9 protein-coding genes are annotated in these 14,442 nt (G+C 46.8%); 4 read left to right on the top strand and 5 right to left on the bottom strand.

What is annotated here, in order from left to right:
• Window positions 1-233: 233 nt before the first annotated feature.
• The 4 genes from QUA00_RS33795 to QUA00_RS33780 form a co-directional block, all read right to left on the bottom strand.
• Window positions 234-6,026: a PAS domain S-box protein gene (locus tag QUA00_RS33795; RefSeq protein WP_333412842.1), complete on the bottom strand. Its 5,793-nt coding sequence runs from the start codon at window positions 6,024-6,026 to the stop codon at window positions 234-236.
• A 90-nt stretch (window positions 6,027-6,116) separates the two neighbouring features.
• On the bottom strand, window positions 6,117-6,620 hold the full coding sequence (locus tag QUA00_RS33790) for a chemotaxis protein CheW (RefSeq protein WP_333412840.1): 504 nt from the start codon (window positions 6,618-6,620) through the stop codon (window positions 6,117-6,119).
• Window positions 6,621-6,876: 256 nt separating this feature from the next.
• Window positions 6,877-7,242 carry a response regulator gene (locus tag QUA00_RS33785; protein WP_333048274.1) on the bottom strand — a complete coding sequence of 122 codons (366 nt, stop codon included), beginning with the start codon at window positions 7,240-7,242 and terminating at the stop codon, window positions 6,877-6,879.
• 932 nt (window positions 7,243-8,174) lie between these two features.
• Complete coding sequence (locus QUA00_RS33780; protein ID WP_333412838.1) at window positions 8,175-8,387, bottom strand: hypothetical protein; 213 nt, start codon at window positions 8,385-8,387, stop codon at window positions 8,175-8,177.
• Window positions 8,388-8,529: 142 nt separating this feature from the next.
• On the opposite strand from QUA00_RS33780, the gene QUA00_RS33775 reads away from it, so the two are divergent.
• Both QUA00_RS33775 and QUA00_RS33770 read left to right on the top strand, forming a co-directional pair.
• Entirely contained in the window at window positions 8,530-9,351 is an 822-nt protein-coding gene (locus QUA00_RS33775; RefSeq protein ID WP_333309081.1) for a phosphoadenylyl-sulfate reductase, read from the top strand.
• A 204-nt stretch (window positions 9,352-9,555) separates the two neighbouring features.
• Window positions 9,556-10,533, top strand: coding sequence for a class II fructose-bisphosphate aldolase (locus QUA00_RS33770; protein ID WP_333143354.1), 978 nt, complete (start codon window positions 9,556-9,558; stop codon window positions 10,531-10,533).
• A gap of 178 nt (window positions 10,534-10,711) precedes the next feature.
• Here QUA00_RS33770 and QUA00_RS33765 read toward each other — a convergent pair whose 3' ends face one another.
• Window positions 10,712-11,572, bottom strand: coding sequence for a Uma2 family endonuclease (locus QUA00_RS33765; protein WP_333309083.1), 861 nt, complete (start codon window positions 11,570-11,572; stop codon window positions 10,712-10,714).
• Between the two features lie 13 nt (window positions 11,573-11,585).
• Here QUA00_RS33765 and QUA00_RS33760 point away from each other — a divergent pair, with 13 nt between their 5' ends.
• Both QUA00_RS33760 and QUA00_RS33755 read left to right on the top strand, forming a co-directional pair.
• A complete protein-coding gene (locus tag QUA00_RS33760) occupies window positions 11,586-11,717 on the top strand; it encodes a hypothetical protein (protein ID WP_333412836.1) in 132 nt (43 codons plus the stop codon).
• Window positions 11,718-11,815: 98 nt separating this feature from the next.
• Window positions 11,816-14,026: a Tex family protein gene (locus QUA00_RS33755; RefSeq protein ID WP_333309084.1), complete on the top strand. Its 2,211-nt coding sequence runs from the start codon at window positions 11,816-11,818 to the stop codon at window positions 14,024-14,026.
• The last annotated feature ends 416 nt before the right edge of the window (window positions 14,027-14,442 follow it).

Here is a 14,442-nt window from a genome sequence, read left to right as displayed (position 1 = left end):
CCAACGGGGTACGGGGCGCAGCGCTCAGATTAATCCCCTCTAAATATACGCCCGGGACTTCCCGGCTGGTAGTTAAACCACTGCAAATCCTCAATCGCTTGGTCTGTAAACTCAATCTCAAACACTATAGCCCCAACCTAAAAGTATTTCAAATACTCATCCATCTTACCATTCATCGCACACTGCCACAATACCCAGAACCCCGACTTCTTCAATAAGTCGGGGTTCTAAAATTACGAACGGAAATTCGCCACCGACTTTTGCAATTGACCCAGAGAACCAGACAACTCGTCCAAAGATGCTTTTACATCCGCACCTTTTTGTGCGGTAGTATTCGCAATCTCGTTGACTTGCTGCATACTGTTAGCAATTCCCTCAGCCGAAACAGTTTGCTTGGCAGATGCGCTAGTAATATTCTGCACCAAAGCATTCATTTCTCGACTAACTTCGATGATGGCATTGAGGTGAGTTTTAGCTTCGCTTGCCAGCTTAGTGCCTTCCACTACCTCCAGCGTCCCGGATTCCATTGCCTTCATCACGCGGCTGATTTCTTCTTGAATTGTACCGACAATTTCCGAGATTTCCTCAGTAGCGCCGGCGGATCTTTCTGCTAATTTCCGCACTTCTTCGGCAACAACTGCAAAGCCTAAACCTTGTTCGCCGGCTCGCGCCGCCTCAATAGTAGCATTCAGAGCTAATAAATTAGTTTGCGAAGCAAGTTGAGAAATCGAAGTCACAATTTTGCCAATTTGCTGCGAAGATTCGCCCAAACGCTTCATCATTTTCGAGGTAGAGGCGATCGTCAACCGGAGCCCGTTAATACCTTCGACAGCTCGATCGACTGCCATACCGCCGACTTCAGCCGTTTGAGAAGACTGCTGAGCCACTGTTTCTGCCCGCACCGAAACATCTCGCACGTCGCGGATCGAATTCACAATCCGCTCGATTTCGCGCATGATGGCAGATATTTTTGCTGCTTGAATTTCTGCCTGTTGGGTGAGTTGACTGGTATTTTTAATTGACTCGCCGGTGGCAGATGTTACCTGTTCGGCTAAAGTTTGAATTCCCGTTACCACTTTCCGCAGAGAACCGATTAAGAAGTTGAAAGAGTCGGCGACAGCACCTAAAACGTCGTTAGTCACTTCCGCCCTGACTGTCAAGTCGCCTTGAGCCGCGCCTTTAATTTCTCCCAACAATTTAAGGACTTGCTGGGTCAGAGAATCAGCTTCAGCTTTACGTTCTGCTGCCAATTTTTCTAGTCGTTCTTCTGCCTCTTTGCGCTCGGTGATGTCAAAGCGAATGGCGATATATTTGACTATTTTGCCGCTGGTATCAAAAATGGGGGAGATCGTCGAATCTACCCAGTAAAACGAGCCATCTTTGCGTCGGTTTTTGATTTCCCCTTTCCACACCAAACCGCGAGAAAGTGTCACCCACATTTCTTCAAAAAATGATTTGGGATGGTAGCCGGAATTGACGAGGCGGTGGTTGCGGTGCAGGAGTTCTCCCATGCTGTAACCGGAGATTTCAATGAATCCGTCGTTGACGTAGGTAATGATGCCTTGGAGATCGGTCTCGCTGACGATCGCCGATTCGTCGAGAGCATTTTGCCGGGTTTTAAGTTCTTGCAGCAAGCGTTCCTGTGCCTCGGCCAACTGCTGCATTTGCTGCTGGGATGCTCTTTGTTCGGTGACGTTGCGGCAAACGACTACGCCGCCTTTAAGCGCCCCCGTTTCGTCTTTGAGCGGCCGGCCGTTAATTTTCACCCACAGGCCTTCTGGCTTCCCTCGGTGGCGGGTGAAAAGCTCTACTTCGTCACAGGCTTCTCCTCGAACTGCGCGCGCTAAAGGTATTTCGGCTGGGGGATAGGGAGTTACCGTATCGGGCAAGAATAAACCGTATCTTGTTGACCATTCGTCGGGAAGAGTATCTGTCGAACCCGTGCCAAAGATATCTTGGGCGGCGGGGTTGAACAACACAAAATTGTTATTTTCGTCCGCAGCAATTATGCCATCGCCAATGCTATTTATTAGCAGTTGCAAGAGATTGGTTTGCTGCCGAAATTGGTCTTCGGAACGGGCTAATTGGGCTGTTGTTTTTTCCAGTTGCACCATCGCCTGTTTGCTCTCGGTAACGTCGCGAGCCACTGCATATATGAACTTTTGTTCGGCTTCAGGTCGCGCTTTCCACGACAGCCACTTGTAGGAACCGTCTTTGCAGCGGTAGCGATTTTCAAAAGCGATTGTTTCGAGGCCGCTGGATAATTTGCCGGTTTCGCCTACTGTTTGTTCGCGATCGTCTGGATGGACGAAATTGAGAAAAGGTTGGCCTTCCAGTTCTTCTAGGGTGTAGCCGAGGCTTTTTACCCAAGCGGGATTGACGCGCTTGAATTTGCCTTGAAAATCTGCAATACAAAGCAAGTCGAGAGACAGGGTGAAAAATCGATCGCGCTCTAGTTCTGCTTTTTTGCGATCGGTAATTTCGATCGCCACAGCCCCGATACCGATGGGTTTGCCGTCAGATCCGGGCAAAGGAAAATATGACGCCAGCCAATCTCGCATGACGCCCGGTTCGTTGAAGATTGAACCCGACACCTCAACGTTTAAAAACGGTTGGTTGGTGGCGAGAATCTTCTGCAGCATCGGCTGTAGGGTATCGAGCATTTCGGGTATAACTTCCCTCACAGTCTTGCCGAGGTGTTCGGCAACTGAGACGCCGGTGGTTTCCGCTAATTTCTCGTTAACTTGCACGAAGCGCAACTGCTCGTCAAAAATAAACATTGAGGCCGGGGCGGCTGCGAAAAATGCGTCAAAGCGACTTTGACGCAAAACTAATTCTCGTTCTAGGGCTTTGCGATCGCTGATGTCGCGGCCTTCTGGAATTAGCAGCACGACTTTGCCGCTGTCGTCTACGATCGGCTTGAGGGAGAAGTCCACAGTTATCACAGCACCCCCAGCAACGAGCACGTCGGCTTCGTAGCGGACTACCTCGCCGGCTGCAGCTTTTGTGAGCGCTGCTTGCACTTTTTGCTTGGCTTCTGGAGAAATTTGCCACCACAAATTATCTGCAAACTGCGTGCCTACGAAGTCTTCGCGCTCCATTCCGGCGACGGCGAGGGCTGTTTGGTTGACTTCCAAAACGGTTCCGTCTGGTTTGAGCAGCCCCACTAATTGGAACGATTGGTCAAAAATGGCTCGGAACAGTCTTTCGCGATCGCGCACCATCTCTTCTGCGCGTTTGCGATCGCTGATGTCGCGAGTAACTGTTGCGAACCCCATAGGCTCATCGGTTTCTGGGTGTTTGACTGTAAATAGGGTGAAGTCAACCGGAAAGTCTTCGCCGGTTTGAAAGTTCCTCAAGCGGAATTCACCCTGCCAAAAACCGTCTCGCACAGTAGCCGGCACGATTTCTTCTTTGAAAATCTTACCATTTTCTACTGAGAAGAAGTCATACATACTTTTGCTTTTGACTTGTTCAATATTTCGCAATCCTGCTAGTTTCATTCCCGCGACATTCAGGTATGTTGCCTCTCCCTCCAGGGTAGCCGTGCCGATAAAATCCGAGCTGCTTTCTACGAGCGAAATCAATCTTTGCTTTTCGATTTCGGCTTGCTTGCGCTCCGTGATGTCGTTGTTAGTTTCTAAAATTGCTTTCGGTTTTCCCTGTTCGTCTCGCTGCAAATTCCAGCGACTGAATACGGTAATTTTGGTAGCATAATTGGTGGTGTGAATTACTTCTCCTTCCCAATAATCCTGCTCTTCTAACTGTGCCGAAATAGCGGCTAAAGGCTGGGGGAAAATGGTGTGCAATAGAGTATGGGTGATTTTCCCCAAGGCTTCTTTTTTTGTCCAGCCGTACATCCGTTCGGCTCCCTGACTCCAATAATTAATCGTGCCGTCCATATCCCGAACGATCAAGCCATCGCTGGCAAGATCGAGCATTTGCAAGTTCTGCTGCAATGCTTCTTCGGCGCGCTTGCGTTCTGTAATGTTGCGGGCGATCGTTGAGACAAATTCAACTTCTGAATTCTCGGATTTGTGGGCAACAATTACTTGAGAAACTGGTATTTCTTCGCCGTCTAAACTCTGCCAAACTGTCTCGCCACTCCACGCCCCGTCCCGGCAAGCTGCGGGGATACCGACGTTCACAATAGTGTCGATACTTTTGGGGGATGTCAGGTCAGAAATGCGGATTCCGGTTAAATCTGCGTCAGAGCCAACTCCCAACATTTCTCTGGCTGCGCGGTTGAGATAAATGGCGCGCTGTTGGGAGTCGGCTATGCCTACCCAGTCTGTTGTGGTTTCTAAAATTGCTTTGAACCGCAATAGTTCTTGTTCCGATTTGCGGCGCTCTGTGATGTCGCGCGCGAAGCAGAGGATTCCTAAAATGTTGCCTTCTGCATCTTGGAGGGGCAATTTCTGGGTGTCGAAGGTGTGTACTTTGCCGTCGGCTAAGGTGGCTAAGTCGTTGGAGGCCGGCGCGAGGTGGTTGCCGGCCCGGAAGTTTTGGATTTGGTTCTGGGAATCGGTTTCGGCCTGGAAGTTGGCGAAGATTCGATCGACCGATATGCCGATTTCTGCGTCGTCTTTGCCGATAATTTCTGCTTGAGTTTTGCCGAAGGCGGCGGCGAAACCTGCATTGACTAGGGTGTAGCGCAAGTTTCGATCTTTGACAAAAATGCAGTCTGGCGTAGCGTCAATGACTGTTCGCAGCAAGTTTTGGGAACTTTCTATTTCGGCCAGTGTCTGTCGCAGTTGTTCTTCCATTTCCACGCGATTGGTGATATCTCTAATCGCGCAAACGAGAAATTTCCTGCCCTCGGCATCTACAAAGGTACATTTTTTGGCGGAGAGAAAGCGGGTGTTTCCTGCTCGGTCTGTGATGGTTTTTTGGACTTCGGTGCTGGTATTTGTCACGAAAACTAATTCGTCTTTTTCTCGATATGTCTGTGCTTCCTGTTTGGACAAAAACAGGTCGTAGGATTTGCCAATTAGTTCTTCTCTGCTGTGATTTATGTATTCACAAAAGGCATTGTTTAATATTATCCAGCGGTGCTGTTGGTCTTTGACGTAAATCGGGTCTGGGATGCTATTGAGGATGTTGTTTAAGAATTGTTCTGAGGCTTTTAATTGCTCTTGTACAGCGGTGCGATCGCGAATTTCCTGTTCCAATTGTGCGTTAGTTTGCAGGAGCTGCTCGGTTCTTTCATTCACTCGCTGCTCTAGTTCTGCCGTTAGCTGCTGCAATGCGGATTCTGTCTGTTTGCGCTGGGTAATGTCGCGGCCTTCGGCGAGGATTTGAAATACTTCTCCTGTTTCATTTAACAGCGGCTTAAACGACACGTCAATTACTGTCACCTGGTTGTTGAAGCCGGTGATTTCGTATTCTTCCCGGACAAACTTGCCGGCCGAGACTTGTTGAATGTTCGTTTTTAGGCGCTGCTGGTTGGTTGGAGATGATGCCCACCCTGGTGTCAGCCAAAATTTCAGCCCCAGGACTTCTGATGCTTGGAAATCGCCCAATTCTAGCGCTGTCTGATTTGCTTCGATCAGAGTACCGTCGGGCTCCAATAATGCGATCGCTTGAAAAGCTTGGTCGAAGATTGCGTGAAATCGCTGGGTAGTTTCGCTCAGTGCTTGTTCTGTTTCTTTTTTAGAGTTAAGGATTTGGGTGGAACCTACTAAGAAGGTGTAGCGGTTGGACAAACTCAAAAAAGCGATCGCCGCAATTACAGTTATCCAATCCGACACTGTTTGCGCCACCGGAGAGTGTGGCAGTCCTAGGTATTCGGCTGCGTGGCCGCTATGGCCCAAAGCGCAGGTCCAAAATATGCAGGCTGTGACTGTGGCGAAGATGTCGAACCCGAATTGACGGTTTCGCCACAAAGCTAAGCTGATTAGCCAGGCGATGGAAAAGTAACACCCAGAAATGATGACATTAGCAGCCCCAGCTACCACCGATGAGGACAAGTCAGGCAATGTCAGGGTGAAAGTCGTTGCGATCCAGGTATAGAGAATTTCGATCATAAAATTAAGGATGGGCAAATAGGATGCGGGCGATCGTTAGTTAATATTATTGATGCAAAGCCGTTGCAGACTTATCTGTATTGTTGATTTTTACCAGCGTTCGGAATGGGCGATCGCTTCTACATCGACAATCATTAGCAAGCGTCCTTCGGAATTGTACAGACCTTTTAAGAAGGGAGCTAGGTCGGGACTGACATCTAGTGCTGAGACAATGCGATCGGGATTGAGAGGTAAAACTCCTTCGACGCGGGAAACGGCTAATCCGAGGCGCATTTTCGACAACAATCTCACGTCTCGTGGATCGGGCGCTTCTACCACTAAGATGCGGCTGTTTGGGTGGTAGGCGTCAACCGACTCAATACCGACAAACAGTCCGAAGTCTGCTGCTGCTAAGATTTCGCCCCGCAAGTTGGTTAATCCCAGCAAAAATGGCTGGGTGTTGGGAACCAGGGAAATCGGTTGTTCCTTGAGGCAAAGGACTTCCCGCACTGCCTCTAATTCTATGCCGAACAGACTGCCTCCTTGACCGAACAGGAGAAATTGCTTTGTTGCACTTGTCTGATGCCCTCCAGCGGGGGGAGCCGTTATTTTCATGGCTGATTTTTAGTTTCTAGTGTACCTTACAAATTAGAGTTTTGCTTTGACTCTAAAGCCGATCGCCGATCGAGTTTTTCAGCATCACTTTGGGTGCCTCAAATGTTTCCGTTAAATAAATCGCGGCTGGGCAAATAAGCAGGTTTTTATCATTAAACATAAACTTTTATGGAATTCAAAAACCCAGTTTATTAAAAAAAACGGGGTTTGTCGGTATAATGTTTGTTGGGAAGTGGTCGATCGCTTTATATTCAGTTTACGCTGAAAGCAAGCGCTGCACTATGTGGACGAGTTGCTGAGGTTCAAACGGTTTGCTGACGTAAGCGTCGGCCCCTAAATCAGTTCCCCAAGCTTTATCGATCTCGGTGTTTTTATGAGTACAAAATACTACGGGCAATTTTGCAGTTGCCCGATCGCCCCGCAATTCTCTGATCACTTCAAACCCGTTCATTCGCGGCATCACTACATCTAAAACGACCAAAGCCGGAGGGGTTTTGCGGATCATGGCGATCGCCTCTTCGCCGTCGCCTGCCCGGATCACATCCAGTCCGGCATCTTGAAGAATGCGGCAGATGATTTCTAGTTCGCTCTTTACGTCGTCCACTACTAAAATTTTGGACATGATTCCACACTTCCTTGCTGTTATTGACAGCGGACTATGTTTATTCAGAAGCTGACGCGATCGGCGGCGATGGGACTATACCGCTTTGCGGACAAATTAATGTACTTCTAAATACAATATAGCCGATCGTATGGCTCAAGGTTAGCTGTCAGCGATAAAAAGCGATAAAAATTTACTTTACTAACGGAATCGCTCTGAATAAATTAATCGGCACTTAGTAATTGATTATTGGTAATTCGCTGTTTGAAAACCAACAGCTCTTAGTATATAAATCCTTGCCGTAGTCGTAATTTTTTACCCCACCCCAACCCTCCCCTTAGCAAGGGGAGTGAGTAAGAAATTTACCAATAATTTAGGAGGGGGATATAAAGATATATGCGAAAAAAAGCTAGTTTTTATACTTTTGTTTAGCTTCAATTTCAATAATTAACTTTGATGTATTGCCTAAATTGTGCTATATACATTATTTAGGTAACGCCATAAATTGCAAGTAAAAAATAGCGAAATCGGTGCTAGTCTGGAAATAAAAAAGGTTGTTTTTAGGCCAGATACAGCACGCTATCGCTTAGGAATGAGAATTAAATAACTTGCATTTTTTGTAGGTTGGGTTGAGGAACGAAACCCAACAATCAAGCGTGGCGTTGGGCGGAGTGAAACGGAGGGTTCGTTCCACGGGCCCAACCTACGGAAGTTATTTAATCCACGATCCTTAGTAATCGCTATTACTGTATTAATTAAACCAGTTAAACTTGACTAATTTTCCAATGACATTTAATGAATATTCTTGTGTGTATCTTATAATTAATTGCAAATTAATATCAATTCAGCTAGCATCGAAATAGTAAAATACAGTCAACAGTCAACAATCTAATTCATCAGCGTTTATCTGTGTTGCATCTGCCTGTATATGCGGTCAAAAAAAGATAATTTCTTCACCGCCCCGGACAAGAGATTGACGCTGATGAAAAGAATAGAGATAGGAATAATTCCGATGCTAACAGATTTGATATCAATGGGCCGTGCGACAGTCCCAGTTTACCCAGTAGAGGAGTGTTGGGTTCACCAAAACTGCTACCAGCAGGCGATCGCCATCCTTGAGCTTGATTGTGGGCCCAGCCGAAAAGACTGCTGCAAGATGCGGTCAATCGATTTTAGATTTTAGATTTTAGATTTTAGATTTTAGAATAGAAGAAAGCGCTCCCACTGATAAATCCGGGGGCTGGTGATGAGCAGTCGCAGCTTTTTTCTGGCTTCACGGATGAATCCGGCGGCCCCGGACGACATTGCTTGATTGTCAAATTAGTCGGTGAGGGAGAGACGGCGATCGGCTATAATAAAGGGCTAGAGAAAAAGAACACGCTCAGACCCGAAAATATGGTTGCCATCCAAAGAAATCTCAACATTGCCGCCCTAGAAGCAGAATACAGTCAAAAAACACCGCGAGAAATTCTCAAATTTGCCCTAGAAAATTTTGACAACATCTCAATTTCTTTCAGCGGTGCAGAAGATGTAGTTCTGATCGATATTGCCTCAAAAATTACCAAAAATTTCCGCGTTTTTACCCTAGACACCGGACGACTGCACTCAGAAACCTATCAGTTTTTGGATCAAGTCAGAAAACATTACGGCATTAAATTAGAAGTAATGTTTCCCGATGCAGCAGAAGTACAAGCCCTAGTTGAAGAAAAGGGATTGTTTAGTTTTTATCAAGACGGTCACAAAGAATGCTGTGGCGTGCGGAAAGTCAAGCCGCTGCGCCGCAAACTGAATACTCTCGATGCTTGGATCACTGGTCAGCGGAAAGACCAAAGTCCCAGTACCCGCAACGGTATTCCGGTCATTGAAGTTGACACTGCATTCTCAACTCCTGACCATGAATTAATTAAATTCAACCCGTTAGCAAACTGGTCTTCGGCAGAGGTTTGGGAATACATTCGCGCTTTGGATGTGCCTTACAACAAGTTGCACGAACGCGGTTTTGTAAGTATTGGTTGTGAACCTTGTACAAAGCCGGTATTGCCGAACCAACACGAACGCGAAGGTCGCTGGTGGTGGGAAGAAGCGACCGTAAAAGAATGCGGTTTGCACGCTGGTAACGCACAAACATAGTAAATCACTCAAGGAGTAAGGTGCGCTAGGCTCACCAAACAAATAGTAGGGTGCGCTAGGCGCACCTTACCCAAGAATAAATGCACTTCACATAAATCGTCGCCGAAGAATTCGCAATTAAAATAAACACAAATTAAGCTGAGCTTGCCCTAGAACTTTGATAGAATGATCGACATTCAGAAAAGTTTTTAAAGTAGGTACTATATGCTCGCGTCAACTAGCGAATTGCTGAACACGGCCTTGAGAAATGGTTATGCGATCGGCGCTTTTAACGTCTACAACCTCGAAGGAGTAAAAGCCGTGATCAATGCGGCCGAAGCGCTGCACAGTCCTGCTATACTGCAAATTCACCCCAGCGCCCTCCAATACGGACAATCGCCTTTAGTCGCGCTGTGCATCAAAGCGGCCGGCAAATCTTTAATGCCGATCGCAGTACACTTAGATCACGGCCCCTCAGAAAAAGACATTCACCTCGCCCTAGCCGCCGGTATCAAATCAATTATGGCAGACGGTTCTTTTTTGCCATACGAACAAAACTTAATATTTAGCCGGGAAATGACTAAATTAGCCCACGCTAACGGTGCGGCAGTTGAAGCAGAAATCGGCAGAATGAGTGGCAGGGAAGAAGGTTTGACAAGCGAGGAGAAAGCCGCAAGGATGACCGATCCCGTAGCAGCAGTAGAGTTTATCAAAGAAACTAAGGTGGATTTTTTAGCCGTAACAATTGGTAACGTTCACGGCAAATATTTGAGCGAACCGAAACTCGATTTTCCGCGTCTGGCAAAAATCCGGGCTGCTGTTTCAGTGCCGTTAGTGATGCACGGTGCTAGCGGTTTGCCGGAGTCAATGATTCATCAATGTATTAAACTCGGAGTATCTAAATTTAATGTGAATACGGAAGTTCGCGAAGCTTATATGGACGTGTTAAAAAGTAGCATTTCTGAGCCACATCCAGATTTGTTGGAAATAATGGAAAAAGCTATCGATGCCATGCGATGGGTCATTTCTGACAAACTGCAACTTTTCGGTTCTGTCGGTCAAGCTTATTTGCATCATTCTCCCTACAGGGATGACTTGACCGCAAAGAGTAGCAGCAACCAACAAACAAGCCGCAAGCAATCAAGTTGCGATCAAATCTTAAAGCCTGTGCGTAGTGAGGCCTTGAGTCTTATGTTGAAGTAAAAACAAACTACAGTCCTGACTGCGAACCAGTTTTTATATCATGTCCGATCCAGTGACCGCGATTAAAATGGCGGGTTTTTGAGATTGTCAATTATTGGTAGATATTTTTCGTGAACCCGCCCCTACCGTATTAGGGGTAATCAACCGGACATACTATTAGTCAGGACTTCAGTCCTCTCTAACCATTTAAAAATCGATCGGGATCGATGCCAGATTCCCGCAGCCGCAGAATTAAAGACTGCAATTGAGCTTCGGCTTGTTGAGCCCTAGATTCCGCTGACTCGGCCCGCTGCCGTTGCTGTTCCGCTTCAGTGAGAATCCAATTGCCATCAACATCATACCAGCGCAACCACAGTCGATCGATTCCCTGAAACTCTCCTTGCCACAAACCCAACCCCAAACTTAGGTCAGGAATCCACACTCGCGACTCCGGCAATTCTAATTCTTGATAGTGTCCGCCCTTCAATTCAAACACTCGCAATTTGTTAGTATAGCGACTGAAAACGGCATAAATAGGAACCCGCAAAATTTGCTCGTAAACCTCCCATTTTCTAGGCGGTTCCTCCTTCGTCTCCGGCTGCAAAAATTGCCCGTTACCGGCAGCGTTTCCCGACTGAGGTGGCAACTTTTCTTCATCGGTCTTGTCGCCTAAATCTTCTTTTTCTGTTCCCGGCGAAAGCAGTTCTACAATTACAAAAGGATTCACGCCTTCCTGCCAAGTAACATAACTCATCCGCAGTTCGGATCGATCGTAAAGTCGGGGAACTCCCACAACTGCAAACCAATCCGGCCGCTTGTGCCACAGAGTGTGCTGCACGTCATAATAAAGGTTCATGTCGGTGCCGCTAAATATCTCAGAAGCCGGGTAATTCCGAGGTCGAAACGTCAGGCTCAACAACTGCGGCTGTAAATCGTGAAATTCGTCAGGCAAACCAGGTTCCTCCGGGTCTTCGCTGGGTAAATCGTACATCGTCGGCAGCGTTTCTCGGGGCGATCGCGGCGGATCGGTTTGCGGCACAGGATATTTAAAAGGAAACATATAATATTGAGAAATGACTGCATTTATGCTAACATCACGGGAACATCCCAATGATGCTTTCACAGGAGTGCAAGCCGGAGAGCTAGAAGCGAGATATATCGGCTTTGCTGTGCGGGACGATCGCACTCCTAGAAAGCGATTTTAACAAAAATGGGATGATTCCATTTTCTTCCTCTCTTCTGTGAAGTTAATCTAAAATCTAAAATCTAAAATCTAAAATTGACTGTTCCGAAATTCTGCACTATGATCGACATTCCTCAACTGATTGCTCAAGAACTTTCCATTAATCTGTCTCAAGTCAATAATGCTCTGGAACTTTTCGCCGAGGGAGCCACTATTCCGTTTATTGCCCGCTACCGCAAAGAACGCACGGATTTGCTGAATGAAATTCAGTTGCGGGATATCTCCGATCGCTTCACCTATCTGACGGAAATAGAAGACCGCAAAAAGTCGATTTTAGAGACGATTAGCTCTCAGGGTAAACTCACTGAAGAATTGCAAGCTAAAATCGAATCGTGTTTGCAAAAAAACGAACTCGAAGACCTTTATCTGCCTTACAAACCCAAGCGGCGAACGCGAGCGACAATTGCTAGGGAAAAAGGTTTGGAACCGCTGGCCAATTTTATCAAAACTCTGAACTTACCGACGGCTAAACCAGCCGATTTTGAGGCGGAAGCAGCTAAATATATTTCGGAAGAAAAGGGAGTTAAAACAGCAGAAGAAGCTCTCAAAGGTGCTGCGGATATTTTGGCGGAAGCGGTTTCGGAAAAAGCAGAATTGCGGGCTTATTTGCGAGAGTTTTTGATGAAGACAGGAGTTTTTGTCTCGAAAATTAAAGAGGATTTCCCGGAAGGAAGCACTAAATTTGAAATGTACCGCAATTATCAAGTTGCAGCGAGAAGCGTTCAGTCGCACAATATGTTAGCGCTGTTTCGCGGAGAAACGGAAGGGGTTTTAGATTTGGAACTGGCGTTTGATGAATCCGCAGTGATGGCTTATTTGGAAGGTCAGGAAATTAGAACTAGGATACCGGAAGTTAAAGAGTTTTATCGATCGACTTTGAAGGATGCCTTCAACCGACTGATGAAGACTTCGTTAATTACAGAAGTGCGATCGCACAACAAAGCCGTCGCTGATATCGAGTCCATCGCCACTTTTGAAACCAACCTCCGCGAGTTGCTGCTGTCGGCGCCGGCGGGAATGAAACCCACATTGGCGATCGATCCGGGATTTCGCACAGGGTGCAAAGTTTCCGCCCTCGATGAAACCGGGCAATTTTTAGAATATCAAGCAATTTTCCCCCACCAAGCGGCCGCTCAGCGACAACAAGCTGGTAAAATTGTCAAGCATTTAATTGAAAAATATAAAATTGAATTAATCGCGATCGGCAACGGTACAGCTTCCCGCGAAACAGACGAATTTGTTTCGGAAGTTTTGGCCCAAATGGACAGGAAACCGATTAAAGTCATGGTGAATGAATCCGGTGCATCGATTTATTCCGCAAGCGAGGTGGCGATCGCCGAATTTCCAGATCTGGACATCACCGTCCGCGGCGCAGTCAGCATCGGACGGCGCTTGCAAGACCCCCTCGCCGAACTCGTGAAAATCGACCCGAAATCAATAGGAGTCGGTCAATACCAGCACGATGTTGACCAAAAACTGCTCAAAAAGAAACTCGACGAAACAGTCGAAAGCTGCGTTAACTATGTCGGAGTTGACTTAAACACAGCCTCCAAAGAATTGCTGACATTTGTGTCAGGAATGACGGCAACAGTTGCCAAAAATATCGTTAATTACCGCAACGAAAACGGCGCATTTAAAAATCGTCGCCAACTCCTGAAAGTTCCCAAACTCGGCCCAAAAGCTTTTGAACAAGCAGCCGGATTTCTCCGCATTCGCGGCGGCGAAAACCCCCTGGACAATACAGCAGTTCATCCAGAAAGTTATCCTGTAGTGCAGGCGATCGCCAAGGATTTAGACTTGCCGCTGACAGGAATAACACAAATCTCGGAAAAAATCAAGACTGTAAACATCAAGAAATATGTCACCGAAAAAGTCGGAGAACCAACACTCAGAGACATTATTTCCGAACTAGAAAAACCGGGAAGAGACCCGCGAGCCGAGTTTAAATATGCCACTTTCCAAGCAGGAATCAAAGAAATCTCCGACTTACAAGTTGGGATGGAATTAGAAGGCATAATCACGAATGTAGCTAACTTTGGAGCCTTTGTTGATGTGGGAGTGCACCAAGATGGTTTGGTTCATGTTTCTCAATTAGCCGATCGATTCGTGGAAGATCCGAAACAGATTGTTAAAGTCGGACAAGTTGTGAAAGTGCGGGTTTTGGAGGTGAATGAGAAGTTAAAGCGGGTTAGTTTGACAATGAAGCTGCAAGAAAAACCGCAACCGCAAAATGGCAATAGTGCGAGGCTTCCGGCCCCGCGCCGACGTTAAAACTTTGGGGAAAGGTGAAAAAGGGCGATGGCGTCCCGCCCTCGCCCGTGCTACGGCTATAATTGTTTAATCCTCATACCAATTTAATGTGAAGTTGCACATATCTCGATCCCCCTAAATCCCCCTTAAGAAGGGGACTTTGAGAAGAATCTTGTCCCCCCCTTTGTAGGGGCGGTGCCCCCGTGCCCGCCCTTGGCTAGGGGGGATCAGATTCTACGGGGCCTCATAAAAAATTGGTATCACCAACCTCAAAATTATATGGTTGCAAGTAAAAGCGACACCTATATCTCCCCCGAAGACTATTTAGAAGCCGAGAAAGTCCGCCCCATCAAACACGAGTAAGTAGGTCGGCGAAAAAAAACAAAACTATGTTAAGATACATAAAGAAAGGTATAGCTTTAGTGAGATAATTAATA

It is taken from the genome of Microcoleus sp. T2B6 (assembly GCF_036700475.1).
Taxonomy (GTDB): domain Bacteria; phylum Cyanobacteriota; class Cyanobacteriia; order Cyanobacteriales; family Microcoleaceae; genus Microcoleus.
Note: the sequence above shows the minus strand (reverse complement) of the source record. Positions and strands in the feature narration are given on the sequence as shown.

Coding starts and splice junctions, on each gene's coding strand:
- QUA00_RS33770 (WP_333143354.1), top strand. CDS start 9,556: ATGCTCGCGTCAACTAGCGAATTGCTGAACACGGCCTTGAGAAATGGT.
- QUA00_RS33765 (WP_333309083.1), bottom strand. CDS start 11,572: ATGTTTCCTTTTAAATATCCTGTGCCGCAAACCGATCCGCCGCGATCG.
- QUA00_RS33755 (WP_333309084.1), top strand. CDS start 11,816: ATGATCGACATTCCTCAACTGATTGCTCAAGAACTTTCCATTAATCTG.
- QUA00_RS33790 (WP_333412840.1), bottom strand. CDS start 6,620: ATGAAAATAACGGCTCCCCCCGCTGGAGGGCATCAGACAAGTGCAACA.
- QUA00_RS33785 (WP_333048274.1), bottom strand. CDS start 7,242: ATGTCCAAAATTTTAGTAGTGGACGACGTAAAGAGCGAACTAGAAATC.
- QUA00_RS33795 (WP_333412842.1), bottom strand. CDS start 6,026: ATGATCGAAATTCTCTATACCTGGATCGCAACGACTTTCACCCTGACA.
- QUA00_RS33760 (WP_333412836.1), top strand. CDS start 11,586: ATGACTGCATTTATGCTAACATCACGGGAACATCCCAATGATGCTTTC.